Raw genomic sequence first — 18957 nt, 5'->3', positions numbered from 1 at the left:
ATGAGAGCCGCGAAGAGCTTCGCATCCCATCGATTCGAACGAGGCCCCGGATGCAGTTGTCGCCATGTTCCGCCATTACAATGAGATAAAGAACGTTCTGAAAGAATCCGAACCCGCAAAACAGGAACCGCCAAAGTCATCGAGAACAGAACCTGGTCCTCCTCCAGGCAAAATCGCGATTTACTCCCAAAAAACAACAATTCTGATCGGATCCCTCTGGGGATCGAGTAAATCAGCGAGAACATCGAGCGCCTCTCAACCGAAGCAAATTTTATCTATTAGATCACATGACGACCCTAAAACCGTTCCCAGAAATATGGGCACCAATGAAAGCAACCCGCAATTGCCTCATCCTCGGCAATGGCGCTTCGGTCGCACTGCAAGGCGCAGCTTCTCCCCTGACTTACACGTCACTGTATAGTGAAGCGGAAAAGAGAGGACTGATCAGTCGAGAGACATCTGCCATTTTCAATTATTTCAAATCGCCGGATTTTGAATGGGTGATGAGATCTGTTTCCCACGCCTTCGAGATCAACAAAGCCCTTGGAATCCCCGACAACAAAACGACCGAATGCTACAATTCAATCAAAATGGCCCTGATTGAATGCGTTCAGCAAGTCCATCCCGTTAGAGATCTAATCCGAGGGCATTTTCCAGCAATGGCCGATTTCATGAAAAATTTCGGCACTGTCTTTTCCCTAAACTATGATCTTTCGGTCTATTGGTCGATCATGGAATACAACGATCCTGAAGACCCTATATTTAAGGACTGCTTCGGTTACGGAGGATCATTTAATTTTAACTACGAAAGCTACCGAGAGGGATCCACTTTGATTTTCTACCCTCATGGAAGCTTGTCATTAGTGACTGATCTGTGGGGGAATGAAGCCAAAGTGACCGCGGACCCCAGTGGAGATCTTTTGAGTAGCATTTCTGACAAGTGGACAATCGGCGGTAAACACCCACTTTTTGTCAGCGAAGGAGACGTGAGGAAGAAGTTACAGGCCATACGCAGAAGCCGGTATCTCAATCAGGTCTACACCGAACTCTCCTGCCCCAAGGATTCAGCAATCATTTACGGATGGGCCTGCGGAGAACAGGACTCCCATATTCTTGCTGCCTTGGGCCAAGCGAGGATTAACCGAATTGGGGTTTCAGTTTACACCGGATCTGGCGATTACGAAGAATTCTGTTCCAGAGTGAAATTTTCAATTAAGAAGATCAAAGGACTCGAAACTGCCCAGGTTGATTTCTTTGATTCGAATGGACCAGGTGGGTGGATTGCCGATTAGCTTCGTTTCCCCAGACCCATTATTAATGGGTCTGGCAGGTAGGCCGACGGCGTCATCGTCGAGTCCACCACTAACAGCTAAGATGACCACGGCTTTACTCCGCATTATGCCGCTTGTTACAATTAAATGACCTGAAGCTTAATGGCCACATTCAAACCTCCGAGGCTGGCCTGTTAGGCCGGAGAGCGAATCCGGTCCATGAAGCATTCCTGCCAGTCGAGCAGGCGTTGTTGGTCGAGCTGGAAGATGAACGCGCGCCAGAGGTTGTCCCAGACTTCGCCTTCCTCCCAGTCCCTCAGGCGTCTCCAGCAAGTTGCCGCGCTTGGCAAATGCTTCGGGATGTCCCTCCATCTCGCACCGGTCCTGAGCACCCGTAAGATTCCTTCCAATACATCGCGGTCGCCACATCGTGGCCGACCAAATGAATTGGCTTCCGGAAGGAGCATCCGCATCCGCTCCCAGACAACGTCGGTCATGAACTCGTAAGTCACGCTTCCTGTTCATAGGCATCGCCAATTCGAGTACAAGCTTCAATTCACCTTTTGAAACCACCTCTAGGCAAAGGGCGCATTCGGTGGAAGGGACTGGATATTCGCCGATCATCCGGTGGGGTGTGCTTTCACACGGCCGGCATGCTCCACCGCTTGCACCAGATTTTGACCGTCGGTGAACTCACTATTCGACCTTCAGTCGAAAAAATCTTCTGAGCTCTGAATCCTTCGCAAGACTTGCCCTTACGATCTGGAAAACTCCATCGTCATTGAGAATTTCCTCAATTACTCCGGCATCGGTCCAACTCCCCTCGGTCAGCGTTGCACTCCATTGCACAGTGTCCGTCATTTCTCGGGCAGCGGATTTTCTTCTCGTATAGATGAATTCTACTGTCTCGTCCGAAAGACGCAGAAGCGGCAGGGTGCGGGCAGCATTTTGCCCGACAGGATCCCGTCCAAGGAAGTACTCGAGCAGATTCACCAGCCCGTCCCGGTTCGTGTCGGCGAAGGCACCGCTGACATCCGGATCGCTAAGCTGCTCGCTATCGAATACTTCGTGACGCCAAGCATCAAAGGTGGTGGCGGGAATACCAGCAAGACCGCTGGATTGCGAAGGCATTTCCCCTCCTGTCGGTGCCCTCAACATCGTCACTGACAACTGGGTATCGTCTCCTGTGGCATCTCCTTTCGAATCGATGACGAAGTCCACCGGAATGGACTCATAAACCACCCCAAGATTGACATCGAATTCGTAAACCTCCGCAGTCGTGATGTCATGGGACCATTTCAAGATTCCGCCCAAAAACAGGTAAATTTTGGTGCGGTTCCCCGTGCCTCCAAAGGTCTGCACGCGTCCTTTGGCGCGCGTGCTAGCCGTAGAGGGCGAAACCCAACGACGAACCACAGCGCGGGAATCACTCGGCTGGAGGTCGTATCTGCCCAAATTCGGAATTGTCCCCTCCCGCCAACGGCCGCCGCTTTGAGTGGCAAACTGCTGGAACATCGATGCGTAATAGATTCCGTTCCGCACCGACACACCATCCGCCGAACCGTAGCGCCATCCCTGATCCCCTTGAACTCCTTCCAACCACCAGCCGGTGTTGGAATCCGCAACGGGTTCCAACTGCTGGAGGCCGTCGATCCAGATGTTCTTACCGAGAGGGCCCACCCGAACATCCTCTCCACCGGGATTGTTCCACATAACCTTGTTACCAGCCACGTTCGCGTTCGCCACGACCGAGAGAAAAATCGCGTCACCGAAGCTGGCTCCGTATTCACTCTCGGACACTACAGGACGCGTCCAGTTGACAGGAATGTTACGGATGGAAAGGGTGTTGTTCAGGATGTTTACGCGGTCCACCTGCATCACCTTGATCGTGTTTTCCACATAGTTATTGCGGATCGTGATGTCATTGACCGGTCGGTGACGGTGAGTGCGCGGTACGCCCCTCGCATTCAATTCGACCTGGATGCCCGGCATGTCGACAAGCCTGTTGTTCTCGATCACGGTCCCGCTCGGAAACTGTCCTTCCATGTATCGCCACGTCTCCATACCCATATTGATGCCCCCACTGTGCACGCGCTCGAAGGTATTGCCGGTGATGAGCCCCGAAGGGGAACCGTTGACGAGAAACGCTCGGTTGAAAGTACTGTGAAAATAGGAGTCTTTCACGACGAAGCCCTCACAGACGTTCTGACGGTGTTCGATGAGGTCCAGATCCCCGGCGTCAACATCACCGTCAAGAATGACATCATAGACGGCTGGTGAATAATCCGACACGGTACCGCTTCTCGCCTCCGCGATCTGTGCCGGGTCTGTGACGCGAGAGGACTGTATCACCGAGGCGAACCCCAAATGTTCGAGTGAATACTCATCCCAGAAATCCAGGCGAGTTCCGACCGTGTAAGGACTTCCCAGCACCCGAAACGTGCGGCTGTTCACCCGTTCCGCCACCTGTCCAAAAGTCCCGTGTATGTTGATCAAATCATCCGAAGTATACGCTACCTCACAATCCTCGATCCGCGGGCCGATTCCAGTGTTTGTCATATGGAGTCCATCAGCCCCGAAGCAATGCAGCCGATTGGTTCCAGGGCGGCGCGTAGCCTTTAATCGACGGTAGACGTTCCCACCCTGTCCCCCATTCTCGGTCACCGCCATCCCCGCAAAACTCCACATATTGACGTCTTGCACCAACATGTTCGAGCATGACTTGAACACGAGGAACTGCGCGGTACGCTGGGATATCACCATGTAGTCCCCCACATTGACGTCGGCGAGATTTACGGTGGTTACCCGGATTGATCGACCACTTATGATTGCGGCTTTTCCGTTGATCGGGCCCCGCTTGATGAACGTCCCGTCCGGACGGTAAAAAATGGTCGCCCGGTTCGAACCCAGGGTGGGCATCTGATATCCGTCCATCACTGTCATGTCCACCGTTCCTGCTACGCGATCAAGGGCCGTGATGCGCCCCTGCGCATGTGGCTGAGGATCGCAATCGAGAGTCAAACCTATGATTTCGATGTTGCTACATCCCCAGAATTCCCATCCGTAGGTTTGGGGTGAATCCCACCAGAAGGTGGCCCCAGTCCCAACAATTCGTAGATGATGCAGATTCTGCATGACGGGGTTGCTTCCGGAGGCTCCGCTGAACCTGTAATCGCCCGGGGGGATGGTGAACGTCCCCGCTCCGTTCGAAGCTGCGGAGCGTATTTGACTGAGAATTGCGCTTCCAGCAGCCCGTTGTGAGATCTTTTCTTCGGCGGTGAACTGGGGCCCGATCGGGTCCGTCGGCGACCAACTTGTTCCGGCGGAAACCTGAATGTTATCCAACCGGAGGCTGCTGCCGGAACCCTGATCCGGAATCCTAAAACGAATTTTGACGGACCACTGGTTCTCTATCCCAGCCAGGCTTGATAGGTCCAACGAGTAGCCGAAGAAACTGTTCGTCGACGGCATCCCCGTCAGCGTGAGGTTCACCTGCGCGGGTGCAAAGGTTGCGCCGCCGTCTATGCTATAATCTATCCCTTCGAACGCCGTGGTCCGACCTGTTCCCGCCGACCGAACATCCATACGCACGGCGAGGTTTGTTAGACCGCTCATATTGAACGAAAGCGTCATTGAATTGGTCACCGATCCGGGGTTCCACGCAAAGCAGTGTCCAGGGGTCGAATTCGTTCCCGAACCTGTCCAGATCATCCCCTGGAAATCGGTGAACGAAGTCGCGCCGCCAGTGTTCGTAATTGAGGTTCCTGCGCGCTCGACCGACGGTCGCATATGAAAAGACGCGGCTGTAAGTTCACCGGATGGCTGACCGTCAAGCCCCTGACCCGACCAAAATGCATGGCGCGTCAAAGCGAACGCTTGCCCCGCCATGCAGAGCAACAGGCCCAAAGCCATATTTGCAATGCAAGAAGACCCGTTGTGGCTTGATAGATGTAACCGTTTCATGTTCGTCGTCGAGTTCTTGAAAAGTCATGACTTTAAGACCGACCGGCAACAGGGCGGTTACCTAAAGGAATGCGTGCCAACGCAGATGGCTATGTTTGGATGATATCCCTCGGCCCTCCAATGCGTCTCTCCCTCTTTGGAGGCAGGGATGGACCCGATCGACGCGTTGTCGGCCCCTTCGCTTATCCGCTACCACTGCGTCGGCCGACTTACGTTCCTCCGTTGTCCACGCGTGGCACTTAAACCAACGACCTCGGCCGCCTGATCTTCGCCACATGAATATTTTGCTCGTTTCAGGGGAAATATGGACGATCTAATTTCGTTCCCGATATACTGCCGTGACGCGGACCGATTTTCGGAGGTGGGAGGCGTTGGGAATTGTGACGGTGATACTGTCCAAAGTACCCACCTCGTTTACCGAGGAAGTCGAACCGTCCGGCCATACCTCATCTCCCGCACCCATGATATAATGCCGCTTGGCAACGCCGGAAGCATCGGCCCCTCCATCCACCGTCACCGACACCAAAAGACGCTCAACTTCGGAAGCGTCCGAGCGCCTGAAAGTGACCAGGAGATTGTTTCCATGGGTGGTGACCGAAGGCGCGACAGTCGAGCTGTCGTCGACGGTGGGGTCTCCACCGCTCACGAATTCCATCAGGTTGCTCAACCCGTCTCCATCGGAATCCGCGGTGGGATCGGTATCGGTGAAGGGGTTAACGAACGGTCCGATTGCCCACTGCAGATACGGCTGGCTGAGGATTCCAAGTTTGATCCCATAATCATCAATCCGGACTAATGCATCCTTCCCCGCCAACGAATAACAATCCGCATACCATCCGTAACCGCTGATTTCGTCCGATCCGTTGAGAGGAGTGGAGGGGTTATCGGTCAAATTGGTATCCACCGCGCCCTCCGCGGTCAACACACCGGAGATCCACTCATGGGTCGCCGGGTTAATCACGTGTTTCTCAAATGCCTCTGGATTGATTTGCTTGAAAAACAGTTTACTCGCATACCAGTTGCCATCCACCCGGATTGCGAAGCGCATGACAGTGTGAATGCTGGCCGCCCTGACGCGAAGCGATAATTCCTCAATCTCCCGCACCTTGAGGCCTACGAGAGCTCCTTTTCCGCTAACCAACCAGTCACGTTTGTTTTCCGTCCGTATGTGATCCGCAACTCCGAGATGCAGGGTATGGAGCATCATCGCCCTTGGAGTATAACCCTCCATAGGCGAAGCGAACAGAAATCCGGCACGACTGGGTTGTGTCGATGAAGTGTGTTCACCGGAGAATGACGTAGGTCCGGCATCAATTCCCACCGACAACTGTTCCCCATCTGCGGGGGCTTCCCCGACTGACTTTCCACTGGCAACTGCGGCCACCCATCGGTAATCGGACGCATGAAGCACAGTTGCCCCACCGGTCCCGGGAAGATCAAAGGACGCACGGAAATGCGTGAGTGGCTGAGCATGAGCTGAACCCGCCAAGACCCACACCCAGATTCGCGCATACCAAACGAAGTAGTTGGCGGAGGATCCCCGGAACTCGTGTGCAATGGATTTCATGAAATTCATGTTTCGGGAAGATGAATGATACCTCGACGAAGTGCCACGGTAACCGCTTCGGTCCGGTCGCGGGCTTGGAGCTTGGGAAGAATGTTGCGTAGGTGGGATTTCACCGTCTGCTCGGTGATACCCAAGCGATCCCCTATCTCCTTGTTCGCCTCGCCGAGCATGATCAGATGGACAATCTCACGCTCCCGCGAGGTGAGAACTCCCGCCGCGACCCGATGCCGCAGCTGATCGCTGACGTCCATGGGAATCCATTCGTTCCCCTCCGCGACCGAACGGATTGCCGGAACGATTTCATGAATCGAACTGTGTTTGAAAATGTAACCCATTGCGCCCGAATCCAAGGCTAGATGAATGTCCTCATCACCGATCGAGTTGCTCAGCACCAAAATTTTCGCCCCCGGGTGTTTGTTCCTGATGATGCCTATGGCTTCCACTCCACCAAGAACGGGCATCCGCAGATCCATTATCGTAACGTCTGGCAAAAGCCGATCATATGCTTCGATCGCTTCCGCTCCGTTGGATGCAGCGCCGACGACCCCGAAACCTGGTTCCGCGCAGATTATACTGATGAGCCCTTCACGGACGACCGAGTGATCGTCCACCACAAGAATGTGAATGCCTTTGGATTTCATAAAAGTGGGTCTGGTTTTGCGTCGACTGAAAGAGGCACCTCGACACTCACCGTGCAACCGCCCTCCGGATCGCGCGTGATCGTCAGGAAACCGCCAATCCGTTCCGCTCGTTCCTTCATTCCCAGCAATCCGAAATGACCCGGTTTCACCTCGAAGTCAGGGCTGACTATCCCGTCATCGGTGACCGTCAGTGTCGCCGATGTCGATGTTGTTCGGAGATGGATGGTCAGATGTGTGGGACTCGCGTGCTTAATCGCGTTGGTCAGAGCTTCTTGACCGATTCTCAATAAATTGTCCTCGATCGGCTGTGGAATTTTCACAGGGCACCGTTGCTGCGAGATCTCCACCACGGTGCTGGAACCAACTACCAGCGATTGGGCAATTCGCGCCAGGGCATCCAACAGATCAAACTCCTCCAGCGCCGGCGATCTGAGATCCCATATGGATTGCCGCATCTCGTTGTGACACTGGAGCACAAGCGAGCGCACCAGATCCAAGCGCTTGCGGTTCTCAGCGGCGGCATCCATCGCATCGGGGCGGATGCAATGCAACTGCATCTGGATGCCAGTGAGGCCTTGTTCCAGAGTATCATGGAGGTCCCGGGCGAGACGATTCCGCTCGGCGGAGACTGCCCTTCGCTCGCCGATTTCCTCTCTCAGATGCATGTTGCGGCGCGCTCCGAAGTAAGCATATACCGATGCGACCAGAAGGACGACCAACGTGAAAACAAGCAGCAGGAGAAGCCGCCGGAAGGTGAAAAAACCCGCTCCCCGCAACAAACGGATCTGAGAATTACCGGGAACCAGGATCTTGAACCCGGTGGTATCCCCGGTGGCATTGGTGGCCATCACGCACACACCACTGACTTCCAGAAGACTCCCCGGTTCCAACCCCGCAATATCATTATGGTCCGGACCACCCATGATCTCGGCGGAGAATATACCCTCCGACGAACGTAGCATGAGCATGTGGGAAGACCCTGACAGACCTGCGCTCTGCATCCGGTCGACCAACTCGCCGGTGACTGTTACATAGGCGGCATGTTGCAGTCCCTTCACCAGCTCGCCCACAGTCCGCTTCACCGGGATGATGGGAACCGCAATCGGCTGGGTTGCGATCAGTTCCGAATCGGTCAACAACGGCGCGTAGTTCTCGATGTCCATGAAGCCTATGGCCTCTGCCCAATCCCCGGGTTCGAATTCCGGGACGTTGCTCCCCCGGATGGCCAGCCCCGCCGTTCCGTCGTGAAGATAAATGGTTTCCCCCGAGCGATAGAGCACCTTGCCGGCGACATGGAGCCGGTCGCCGCGGGTCTGCCCCGGCCTGAAGCTGAAAGCCCTCGACAACGGCACCACGGGCGCAAACCAAGGGTTTCTCGCCTCACGTTCGATGATGTTGCAGAATGACGGCGACGTTAGCACCCGAACATCGACCAACTGGCGGGTTCCGCCGCGCGGCTTGACGGGCGTGGCCACCCCGATCGCCACCATCCGGGTTGCCACCAGCTCTTCCGCAATCAGCCCCCCTGAGTCAGTGATCCTTATCGTAATTCTGGCTCCCCCGGATCCAATAACCACCGATAACAAATGCGGATCGATCCGCTCCGCCGCACGCACCCAACCATCCAGCCGCACCCTTTCGCAGCTGTAGCCTCCATTGAGAAGAACATCTCCGGAAACAAACTTGGGTTCAGGCAATTCCGCCTGGCCCGATCTTTCGTAGATGGCGTCACGGATATTTGGCGAGAACTCGCCCCGGGCAAGTTTACCGGTGACGGTTACCACATCACCGATACGCGGGTGTTCGGACTCCTCAAGTGGCAAAATTTGAATCCCCCCTGTCGCGTCCTGAATGTAGAATTCCGCTCCCACGGCGGCATCCACCCACGTCACCACTCCGGTCACTTTCACGTTCATGGTTTGGAACGAGTGGGCCAGGGTCTTCCGCTTCATTTCATGGATCGGAAGCTCCCCGTACGCCATCGACGATGACACAGCAAGAAAGCCGCCGGCAGCCAGAATGCCGGCGAACAAGTGTCTGATACAGAGGGCCAAACGACTCACCATCGCACCCTAGACAACTCCATCAGCAAGTCCAGCTGTCCCTCCTTTCTGTGTCTAAAGAGGGATGGATCGCGCCATGAGCGGATGACATTGTTCACGTGATTGGCCTCCGCGACCCTCAAACTGAATCAATCCCCGCTTCCCGTCCCTTCATAGCCCGCACTCTCGGTCTTTTCATTCAATGCATCGATATTTCACAACGCTCGGCGTCCTCCTCATCACCTGCGCAACCTCCCTGGCGGAAATGCAGACCGTCACACCCAGGGAAGATCTGGAGGTGGTTCTGAGCAATCCCGACATGGGCTGGATCCTGTATGAAAACTACCCTCTCGATCCCCGTCCCGACGGATCATCGACGATGCTCAACCTCCCGGAAACAAGCTTCGATGGGTGCGATCATGTCGCAGTGATGTTCGCTTGGTCAGATGTCGAGAAATCGGAAGGTCGCTACGACTGGAGCAAGGTTGACAAGGCTTGGGACCACTGGACGGCCCGCGGTAAATCGATACAATTGAGGATGAGCACCGAGCCCCTGTTCGGGTGGTCGCGCCTCAGACCGGCGGGCGGACTTGGGATACCCGAGTGGCTTCTGGCGGGAATCCCCGAGGAGCAGAAGCAGCTCCGCAAGGACGAGCAGGGAAACTTCGGTTGGCATGTGGACGCGAGAAATGCCCTCTACCGCGAAAGACTGAAGGTCTTCCTAACGGAAACCCGCGCCCACCTCACGGGACCACGTAGGCCGACCTTGGTGGATCTCCGCGGCTTCGGCCGTTGGGGCGAGTGGCATACCGGTTTCCAGTATCCGACCGTTGAAGATCGGCGAGAGGCCCTGGCCATCCTGCTCGATCTGTGGACGGAGGTTTTCAACGACCAGATGTTGGCCTTGAGCTATTCCTACGATCCCGATGGGCCGGCCGCGCTCAACGGCGGCCCCAAGAACCGATACGATCCGGCATTCACAGCGAACTACCAGGAGTTTCTCCACTACAGCGCCTTCGATCTCGCGCTCTTGAAACCCAACATCACGCTTCGCCGGGACGGAGTTGGAGGTGCCGTCAGTTCGAATGAGCGGAAACTTTCCAAGCAAGTCTATCAGGAACTCCACCGCGCGCCGCAAGTAAGTGAATTCGTTGGCAGCTATGCAAAGACGCGCCAAGGGGGGCCGGATCATCTTTCGTGGGCCGTCGACGATGCACTGAGCCTCCACCCCAATTACATCAATCTCCTCGGTTATGGCTCCAAGGACGCCTTCAGCTTCATGCGTGACCGCCCGGATCTGGTGGCCCGAGGTATGCGGGGGATGGGCTACCGCATTGTTCCCCTCAAGATCAAATTGCCAAAGGTGATACGCGCGGGTGAGGCATTCGCAATGGACATCCAATGGACGAATCGAGCCGCAGGCAGAGCCCTTCGGGATTTCCGGATGAAAGTCCGGCTTGTCGACAAAAACAGCAACATCCTAGCAGAAACCGATGCGGGATCAGTCCCGACCAGCCGCTGGCTTCAGAACGAAAAGCACATTACCCGCGGCCGGATTATTTTTCCTGACATAAAGGGAAGCGGGACCGCCGCCCTCCAAATTTCACTCTTCGATGCCGCAACAGGCAAGGCGATCAACCTTCCTCTGGTGCCGACCGCCGGGAAGGGGTTCCACGTCATCTCGAACGTTGAGGTCGAACAGTGACCAGGTCGTAACAACGGAAAAAAACGCTAACCATCATCCAGTAAACTCTTATGAAATACCCACAACCATACAAAACCCTGATCGCATTCCTGGCACTGCCTATGTTCACCTCAATCGCATCGGCGGCTTCAATCATGTTCGACTTCGGTCCTACGACGGTAAGCGGTGGTTCATTGACCAACAGCCCCTATCACGCCCTCGGCGGCTCCTCGGCGGATAACGCGTGGAATCAAGTCCAACTGGCCGACATCAACTCCGGTTTGATTTTATCGAATGGAGCGGCCGCGGCGGGCGTAACATTGAATCTCGGTGTCAGCAGCGGCACCACCATCGGATTGTCCACGCAACCGGTCAACAGTAGCGCACTCGGGAGTGTTACGAACTTTTCCGGTGGCATCTATGCGTCACCGTCGGCAGGCAGGGACGCAATCTTCGCGTCCAGCACGACCGTGCGCTACGTCGGCTTGCAGATCGGCGGCCTCGCGAGCGGAACCTACGACATATTCATCGCCTCACGGAACACCAACACGGCCGCCGCCCACTCCCAATTCGGTTTTGTTGGAAAAAGCGCCGCCGCGGGCGATTTCGATGTCACAAGTTACCTCACGGGCCTCAGCCTCATCCCCCAAACCCCTGTGGATGGCGATATTCCTGGAAACGGCGCACAGGCTTCCTGGCAAGAGAACGTGAACTACACCCGTTTCAGCATTACCCTCGCGGAGGGCGAATTTCTGAACATCGCGGCAAATGGGGGCAACGGAATCACGGGGGCTGGCGGGCCGGAAGCGAGGGGCTTCCTGAACGCTGTCCAGATCATGCAGGTTCCGGAGCCCTCATCCGCTCTGATCCTTGCAAGTGCTCTCGCATTCGGTCTGGCGCGCAGACGGAGACCGTAACCTGAGAAGGTATACTCCAGAAACGGAGACGCCCTTTAGGAGCGGGCCGCGCAATCCCCACGCCAGGCCCGCTCCCCTTTCTAGCAATCTCAAAACGATCCAAATGATCTGATGCGTTTTATCTATCTTCAATGCTTGTTCTTTCTCGTCGCTTCGTACCGCAGCTCAGGCGAGACCGACTTTGTCCACAGGGTGGTTCCCATTTTGCACAAACACTGCGGAAAATGTCATATCGGAGAAGCTAAGAAGGGTGGATTATCTCTCAACACCCGCGAATCGATTCTCAATGGTTCCAAAGCCGGCGAGATCGTCACCCTTGGAAGGCCAGAGGAAAGTCGTCTGATGGATGTCATCCTCTCTCACGATGAGGACATAATGATGCCCCCCGAAGGCAAACGACTCAGTTCTCAGGAGGCCGCGATTATCAGTGAATGGATCAAAGAGGGCATGAAGTGGGAACCAGGTATCGCTCTTGGGACCGAGTCCTACACGCCCGCATTAAAGCCCCGCCGCCCGCCGATCCCTCCAGGCCGCGATGGACGGGACCATCCATTGGACAGGATAATTGACGAATATCACCAGGCCAGGAACATCCAACAACCACGCCTTCTGAGTGATCGCGAATTCGCCCGGCGCTTATCCCTCGATCTCATCGGGATGCTTCCCAGTCCCGAGATTCTGGAGGCATTCGCAAAAGACAGGAATCCATCCAAACGTTCAGAACTCGCAGAGCGTTTTCTCTCGGACAACATGGGATATGCGGAACACTGGATCTCATTTTGGAATGATCTTTTGAGGAACGACTATCAGGGCACCGGATACATCGATGGGGGTCGCACACCTATAACGGAGTGGCTCTACAACGCGCTACTCGAAAACAAGCCCTACAACCAGTTTGCGAAAGAACTGATCGCGCCGACAACTCGACAATCGGAGGGCTTTATTCGGGGGATAAAATGGCGTGGGCGTGTCAACGCAAGCCAGACAACTGAGATTCAGTTCGCCCAATCGATCAGCCAGACGTTCCTCGGTCTGAATATGAAATGTGCTTCCTGTCACGACAGTTTCGTGGACAACTGGAAGCTCGACGATGCTTACGGCCTCGCCGCAATTTATGCGGAGACGCCTTTGGAGATCGCACGCTGCGACAAACCAACGGATCGCATTGCGACGCCGAGATGGATTTACCCTGAACTTGGTGAGGTGGATGCAACCGCATCACGTCAAGAACGCCTGAAGCAACTATCCGGGTTGATGACACACCCCGAAAACGGACGCTTTACCCGCACGATCGTCAATCGGCTTTGGGAACGATTGCTGGGAAGGGGCATTGTCCATCCCGTGGATTCAATGGATTCGGAACCTTGGAGCGAGGACGTCCTCGATTATCTCGCGACACGCTTTGCTGATGACGGCTATGACCTAAAGAAATCGCTCTTGTTCATCGTCTCGTCGCGCACATACCAATCCGCGTCGGTGCCAAGGGACAAGGTAACCCACCGGGAATTCCGAGGCCCGATCGCCAAACGGATGACCGCAGAGCAATTCGTGGATGCCGTCTGGACACTAACCGGGACCGCGCCAGATAGCCCTCACAGGTCGATTGTCCGCCCGCGAGATCCCGGAAGGAAGGTTAGAGCATCATTGGTGGAATCAGATCCCCTCATGCGCGCGCTTGGACGGCCAAACAGAGAGCAGATCGTGAGCATGCGCCCGGACAATATTACAACACTCGAAGCTATAGACATGGCCAACGGCGAGATTCTCGCGGGACTGCTAAGTAAAGGCGCCATTAAACTGTCATCAGAGTTGCAATCTGAGAACGAGGTAATCGAATCAATCTACCTGCGGGCGCTGAGCAGAATGCCCTCGGATATCGAGCTCGAAACACTGCTCGGGCTGATCGACAAAAACCTCTCGCCTCACACCATCGAAGACTTGCTGTGGATCGTCCTCCTGTTGCCGGAGTTTCAATTTGTCCGCTAGACAATCGCCAACGCCCATGCCCGTTCATTCCTCACTACCCTTCGATGTTTCAGATACCGGGATTGCCCGGCGCTCATTTCTCAAGGCCCTCTCTGCGTCCGCCCTCGCAGCGTCGATGTCGGGCGTCCCGCGCACGATGGCCGAGAAGGTGTCCCATCCCGAATCAACTGCAGATTGTTGTATCTTGTTGTGGATGGCGGGTGGTATGGCATCGCCCGAAACTTTCGATCCGAAAGCGTATCAACCGTTTGAGAAAGGATTACCTGTCCGAAAGGTTCTCAGCACATTTCCTGCCATTAACACCTCAGTAGACGGCCTGAAAATCAGCCGCGGTCTGGACGAGATCGCCAAACTGATGGACCGGGCCACTTTGATCCGCTCCCATGTCCAACCCGATCTCGGCACGATTCTACATTCTCGCCATCAATACCACTGGCACACGGGCTACGTGCCTCCGCAGACAGTCGCTGCACCCCATATCGGGGCATGGATGGCCCGCGTGCTGGGTCCCAGGAATCCGGCCATGCCCGCATTCATCAACGTAGGTCAGCGTCTGGAGGGAATCGGCGAAAGCGAGGAACTGAAAGCTTTCACAACAGGGGGCTTCTTAGGTGCCGAGTTCGGTCCGTTCAACCTGCCCTATCCTGACGAAGCGGGGCGATCCGTGAGCCCTCCAAACGGCATGACTGCAGGCAGATTCTCAAATCGGTATGCTGCGTATAAGAGGCTGGTCGACAAAAGCCCTCACCGCGAGTTCATGAGTGATTACCAACAGGAATCGATGCTGAACGCACTTGAGAACGCTCATCGTCTGCTCGGGTCCCCGGAGAGGAAAGCCTTCGACATTTTTCAAGAATCCGGTGAAACTCTCGAAGAATATGGTCACAGCCGGTTCGGCCGCGGATGCCTGTTGGCACGACGGCTTGCGGAGAAAGGAGCGAGATTCGTGGAAGTGACCACGGAATATGTGCCGTTTCTAAACTGGGACACCCATGAGAATGGACATGAGACGGCGGCACGGCTCAAAGCTGAGATTGACCGTCCTATCGCCCGGCTGATTCGTGATCTCGAAGAGCGGAACATGTTGGAACGCACGCTTGTGGTCGTCGCCAGTGAGTTTAGCCGAGACATGATGATCGAAGGCACACCGGGGTCGGACGCGGCGGACCAGTCCCGCGCAAAATCGGAAACGTTGCAGGAGATGAAACATTTTGGCCTGCATCGTCACTTCACGGGTGGTTCTTCGGTTCTGATGTTTGGCGGAGGAATGAAAAGAGGTCACGTTCACGGTGCGACCGCTGATGACAGGCCCCTTGTTGCGGTGAAGGATCCGGTGTCGATCATGGACTTGCATGCGACTATATTCACCGCCATGGGGGTGAGCCCGAAAAGCGCTTTCAATGTGGAAAAGCGTCCTTTTTACGCCACGGAAGATGGCAAGGGAGATCCGGTCCGCACGCTCTTCCATTTGACACGTTAGATAGCCCGGACAAAGAATGGGTCCGCCATTAATATAGCTCATCTTCGTGAGTTTCGAATACAGAGCAGGCACAGAAACTTGACGAAATCCAACTCGCTCATCGAACGCTATCAGGTGTCGAATCCCGCTGGTTTTCGCTGGCTCGTCCGCCGACTTCTAAGCAGCCCGACAGGTTTGTTCTCGATCACGAAATTCTCCGCCGATCTAAAATCCCAAGGAATCGGAGTCAGCTGAGAACATCTTTGCGACTACCTCGCTCACCTTCAGAACGCATTTCTTCACCACACCGTCCCGATCGCAACCGTCTCGGGTAGACGCCACCAAGTGAATCCTAGAAAAGTATACCCCACTGATACCGCGCTCATCCCGGCATTCGACCGCAGCGGCAAGTCAAATATCGGCCATGCTCTTGAAACTTCCGTAATGATCCAGTTCCTCCGTTGTCATGCTCAAATCCCCGCCTGGCAGTGGATCCTTGCGGACGAATCTCAGCTATCTTCCCTGTAATTTCCTCAATCAGGGAATTAGGGAATTTCCCTCCTACTCCATTGAAAACTGGGGGATGAACCGACGCGAGACGTGCTCAGAACCGCGAAAATTTCGATTTCTTCCAAAATCTCCCTATTAATTCAGCAGATCAGGGAATCCCGAGAGATCAGTTCGATCTGAGATTACTCCACCGCCACTTTCAAGCTCAACCCTTCCATTCAGCCTTCAAAGGCGGCTTGAGCATCACCCACCTGCCGAGCCAACGAGAGGGATGAGAACCCTGTTGAGCGAAGCGAAACGGTTCGAGTGCCCTGCGAGCGCTAGCGAGCTTTTATCTAACCCGCGAAGCCCAATCCGCACGGGTTTGCACAGCAAACCAATCCCTCTCGTTCCGCCACTTTCGGTTCGCCCTTTCCTATCCACTTTCAAAGGCGGTTTGAGCGTTAACCACTCTGAAAGCAACGGCACGGATGGGAACCCTGTTGAGGATGGTCAAACTGTTTGAGCGCCACACGAGCATCGGTCCAAACCAGAGAGGATGAGCCGATCCCGGATTTCTTTGTTCCAACTTGCCGCTGCCCCATCCAAACGGATATCTGAATTTCCTTATGTGCCGCAACCGGGTCCAAGCCGTGATGCTCCTTCTGTCCGCCCAGGTGGGGTTCGCTTCCCCTCTGCGGACCACCATAGAAGTCGGCGTCGATGGCGGACCCTCCTCCGGGCGCCGTTCCGAGATTCCCTACGATTCGTCGCAGATCCGGTTTGAAGTGAAGCCCCGTCCGGGGTTCATCCGGCATCGCCTTGTCGGTTACGAGACGGATTGGAGCGAACGGACCGGGGAGATGTATTTTCTCGTTCGCTTCCTTGATTCCACCGGTGACCAGATCGCCCAGCAGTCGTTCCTGGTGAAAGGGAAGAGCACAGGCTGGAAAGGTTCCGAAGCCAATTCCGCCGCGACCGACCGCCGCGAATCGATCGTAGTGCCTCCAGACGCCCGCAATGTGGCTGTCACCATCTCATCGGCGGGACCTGCTGCAGCAGTTGGGATCTTCGCCATCAGCCATCTCAACGTAACGGCACGGAACGATGCTGCGGCACCGCGGGTGCTGATAGGCGCCGATGTGTCCACCGACTGGGCAAAGGGGGGAACGCGTCCTTCCATGGCATCGCTCCGCCACGACCGGGAAGGCACTCCGGTCTACTGCATCACCGATGACGACGTCAACGGACACGCGGACTGGAAGACGGTCGTCAACCCTTCCTCCCGGATCTCACCCGGCGAAACTCTCGAATTCACCTGGAAGGAAGTCTTCTGTACCGGGATGGGGGATCCCTTCAAGGTCCAGTATGGGAAACTTCCCCCGGGAGACTACCGCTTTGAGGTCGAATCGCTCGGCATCTCGGGCATTTCCCCGGATGGACTTGCCGTTTTCGAAGTCCGGGTGGCGTCGCCGTATTGGAGAAACCCCTGGTATTTGGCCGCATTCTTACTGGGTGCTGCCGGGATCTCCACTCTCGTGGCCCGACATCTCGTCCGGAAAAAGATTCAGATGCACTTGCGGGAGGCACGCATGATCGCGGACGAGCGGCTCCGGATCGCACGCGACCTCCACGACGATCTCGGGGCCCGGCTTTCGCACATTTCCCTTCTGGGCGCCCATGCGATGAGCACCGCCCCAACCCCCGAGGCAATGCGCAATTTCGGTGAGATCGCGTCCATGTCGCGGGAACTTGTCACTTCGCTTTCCGAGTCGGTCTGGATGCTCAACTCAAAAAACGACCGACTCGGTTCCCTCACCGACTATCTCTGCCGGATGGTCGGCGGGTTATGCCGTCCGCTGGACATCAGTTGCCGTATCGACGCGCCCCCACCTGCGGACGAGGATCTGCCTGTCACAGGCGAGCTCCGTCACAACGTGACCATGGCGGTCAAGGAAGCGGTGAACAATGCGCTCAAACATTCGGAAGCCACCGAGATCCGCCTCAAGGTGGACGCCGATGACCGAGATCTGGAAATACGCGTTTCAGACAATGGCAAGGGGCTTCATGAACCCATCGGCGCGGGCAATGGGCTCGAGAACATCAGGCAGAGGATGAACCAGATAGGTGGATCAGTCGAGATCGGAACAAACGGAGGATGTGGGACGGCCATCCTTCTGCGGGCGCCCCTCGAACATAAGGCCGTCCGGAAAGCTCCCTATCCGTGATCCCGATCATGAACGGTATTTGAGGATGGCTTCAACCTTGCTGCGGACCTGCAGCTTCACGCAGATTCTCTTCACATACGTGCGGACCGTTTCGACCGTTATGTCCAGCTTGTCCGCCACTTCCTTGTAGATATAGCCACCAGCCAACATTTCCAGCACCTCGCGTTCGCGGGTGGAAAGCCTCGCGTTCTCATCCTCCGTTTTTTTCTCCGCTCGGAAATATTGTACAACCTTCCGTGCAATGTGGCTGGAAAAAGGGGCACCGCCATTCTGGACGTCGCGGATCGCATCATAGATTTCCCGCGGATCGCTCGATTTGATGAGGTATCCGCTTGCTCCGGCCTTGAGCGCACGGAAGAGATTATCCTCCTCTTCGTAGGCGGTCAGCATCACGATTTCCAATCCTGGAAGCTTCCGTTTCAGTTCCGGGATGCAGTCGATGCCGGAAGCCCCGGGGAGATTGATGTCCATCAGGATGACGTCAGGGGGATGGGATGGTATTTTTTCCAGCGCCTCCTCCGCCGATGAAACGGCATAGAGGCATTCTATGTCATGGGAGCAGGACAGGATTTCGATGAGCTGCTTCTGCAGACGGACATCATCCTCCACCAGCACGACTGTTTTCGTTGGTTCGCTCATCGATGCCCTGACCATCGCAGATACCGGGATTTCAACAACCACGTTGTCCGTCGCATATCGTCCCCGTTTGC

The 18957-nt window shown here is 55.7% G+C and carries 12 protein-coding genes; 6 read left to right on the top strand and 6 right to left on the bottom strand.

Features of this window, described 5'->3' with window-relative positions:
• Nucleotides 1-326 precede the first annotated feature (326 nt).
• A complete protein-coding gene (locus tag OVA24_RS05785) occupies nucleotides 327-1292 on the top strand; it encodes a DUF4917 family protein (protein ID WP_267674244.1) in 966 nt (321 codons plus the stop codon).
• Between the two features lie 173 nt (nucleotides 1293-1465).
• Here OVA24_RS05785 and OVA24_RS05780 read toward each other — a convergent pair whose 3' ends face one another.
• The 5 genes from OVA24_RS05780 to OVA24_RS05760 all read right to left on the bottom strand — a co-directional run bounded on the left by OVA24_RS05780 (nucleotide 1466) and on the right by OVA24_RS05760 (nucleotide 9475).
• Nucleotides 1466-1768 carry a transposase gene (locus tag OVA24_RS05780; protein ID WP_267674243.1) on the bottom strand — a complete coding sequence of 101 codons (303 nt, stop codon included), beginning with the start codon at nucleotides 1766-1768 and terminating at the stop codon, nucleotides 1466-1468.
• A 199-nt stretch (nucleotides 1769-1967) separates the two neighbouring features.
• Complete coding sequence (locus OVA24_RS05775) at nucleotides 1968-5183, bottom strand: right-handed parallel beta-helix repeat-containing protein (protein WP_267674242.1); 3216 nt, start codon at nucleotides 5181-5183, stop codon at nucleotides 1968-1970.
• Nucleotides 5184-5547: 364 nt separating this feature from the next.
• Entirely contained in the window at nucleotides 5548-6801 is a 1254-nt protein-coding gene (locus tag OVA24_RS05770; protein ID WP_267674241.1) for a hypothetical protein, read from the bottom strand.
• 5 nt (nucleotides 6802-6806) lie between these two features.
• The gene (locus tag OVA24_RS05765) at nucleotides 6807-7442 is read right to left on the bottom strand and encodes a response regulator (RefSeq protein WP_267674240.1); all 636 of its coding nucleotides are present in this window, start codon (nucleotides 7440-7442) and stop codon (nucleotides 6807-6809) included.
• A complete protein-coding gene (locus tag OVA24_RS05760; RefSeq protein WP_267674239.1) occupies nucleotides 7439-9475 on the bottom strand; it encodes a histidine kinase in 2037 nt (678 codons plus the stop codon). Before OVA24_RS05760 ends, OVA24_RS05765 begins: the two co-directional genes overlap by 4 nt.
• 274 nt (nucleotides 9476-9749) lie before the next feature.
• On the opposite strand from OVA24_RS05760, the gene OVA24_RS05755 reads away from it, so the two are divergent.
• The 5 genes from OVA24_RS05755 to OVA24_RS05735 all read left to right on the top strand — a co-directional run bounded on the left by OVA24_RS05755 (nucleotide 9750) and on the right by OVA24_RS05735 (nucleotide 18247).
• The gene (locus tag OVA24_RS05755; RefSeq protein WP_267674238.1) at nucleotides 9750-11189 is read left to right on the top strand and encodes a beta-galactosidase; all 1440 of its coding nucleotides are present in this window, start codon (nucleotides 9750-9752) and stop codon (nucleotides 11187-11189) included.
• 50 nt (nucleotides 11190-11239) lie between these two features.
• Nucleotides 11240-12085, top strand: coding sequence for a PEP-CTERM sorting domain-containing protein (locus tag OVA24_RS05750; RefSeq protein WP_267674237.1), 846 nt, complete (start codon nucleotides 11240-11242; stop codon nucleotides 12083-12085).
• Nucleotides 12086-12196: 111 nt separating this feature from the next.
• The gene (locus tag OVA24_RS05745) at nucleotides 12197-14071 is read left to right on the top strand and encodes a PSD1 and planctomycete cytochrome C domain-containing protein (protein WP_267674236.1); all 1875 of its coding nucleotides are present in this window, start codon (nucleotides 12197-12199) and stop codon (nucleotides 14069-14071) included.
• A gap of 16 nt (nucleotides 14072-14087) precedes the next feature.
• Nucleotides 14088-15551 (top strand): DUF1501 domain-containing protein, encoded by a 1464-nt coding sequence (locus OVA24_RS05740; RefSeq protein WP_267674235.1) that lies wholly within the window; start codon nucleotides 14088-14090, stop codon nucleotides 15549-15551.
• A 1124-nt stretch (nucleotides 15552-16675) separates the two neighbouring features.
• Nucleotides 16676-18247, top strand: coding sequence for a sensor histidine kinase (locus OVA24_RS05735; protein ID WP_267675272.1), 1572 nt, complete (start codon nucleotides 16676-16678; stop codon nucleotides 18245-18247).
• 6 nt (nucleotides 18248-18253) lie between these two features.
• Here the strand turns inward: OVA24_RS05735 and OVA24_RS05730 are convergent, their stop codons facing one another.
• Nucleotides 18254-18886, bottom strand: coding sequence for a response regulator (locus OVA24_RS05730; RefSeq protein WP_267674234.1), 633 nt, complete (start codon nucleotides 18884-18886; stop codon nucleotides 18254-18256).
• Nucleotides 18887-18957 lie beyond the last annotated feature (71 nt).

It is taken from the genome of Luteolibacter sp. SL250 (genome assembly GCF_026625605.1).
Taxonomy (GTDB): Bacteria; Verrucomicrobiota; Verrucomicrobiia; order Verrucomicrobiales; family Akkermansiaceae; genus Luteolibacter.
This window is presented reverse-complemented; position numbering and strand designations above follow the sequence as displayed.

Coding starts and splice junctions, on each gene's coding strand:
- OVA24_RS05785 (WP_267674244.1), top strand. CDS start 327: ATGAAAGCAACCCGCAATTGCCTCATCCTCGGCAATGGCGCTTCGGTC.
- OVA24_RS05780 (WP_267674243.1), bottom strand. CDS start 1,768: ATGACCGACGTTGTCTGGGAGCGGATGCGGATGCTCCTTCCGGAAGCC.
- OVA24_RS05775 (WP_267674242.1), bottom strand. CDS start 5,183: ATGGCTTTGGGCCTGTTGCTCTGCATGGCGGGGCAAGCGTTCGCTTTG.
- OVA24_RS05770 (WP_267674241.1), bottom strand. CDS start 6,801: ATGAAATCCATTGCACACGAGTTCCGGGGATCCTCCGCCAACTACTTC.
- OVA24_RS05765 (WP_267674240.1), bottom strand. CDS start 7,442: ATGAAATCCAAAGGCATTCACATTCTTGTGGTGGACGATCACTCGGTC.
- OVA24_RS05755 (WP_267674238.1), top strand. CDS start 9,750: ATGCAGACCGTCACACCCAGGGAAGATCTGGAGGTGGTTCTGAGCAAT.
- OVA24_RS05750 (WP_267674237.1), top strand. CDS start 11,240: ATGAAATACCCACAACCATACAAAACCCTGATCGCATTCCTGGCACTG.
- OVA24_RS05745 (WP_267674236.1), top strand. CDS start 12,197: ATGCGTTTTATCTATCTTCAATGCTTGTTCTTTCTCGTCGCTTCGTAC.
- OVA24_RS05740 (WP_267674235.1), top strand. CDS start 14,088: ATGCCCGTTCATTCCTCACTACCCTTCGATGTTTCAGATACCGGGATT.
- OVA24_RS05735 (WP_267675272.1), top strand. CDS start 16,676: ATGCTCCTTCTGTCCGCCCAGGTGGGGTTCGCTTCCCCTCTGCGGACC.
- OVA24_RS05730 (WP_267674234.1), bottom strand. CDS start 18,886: ATGAGCGAACCAACGAAAACAGTCGTGCTGGTGGAGGATGATGTCCGT.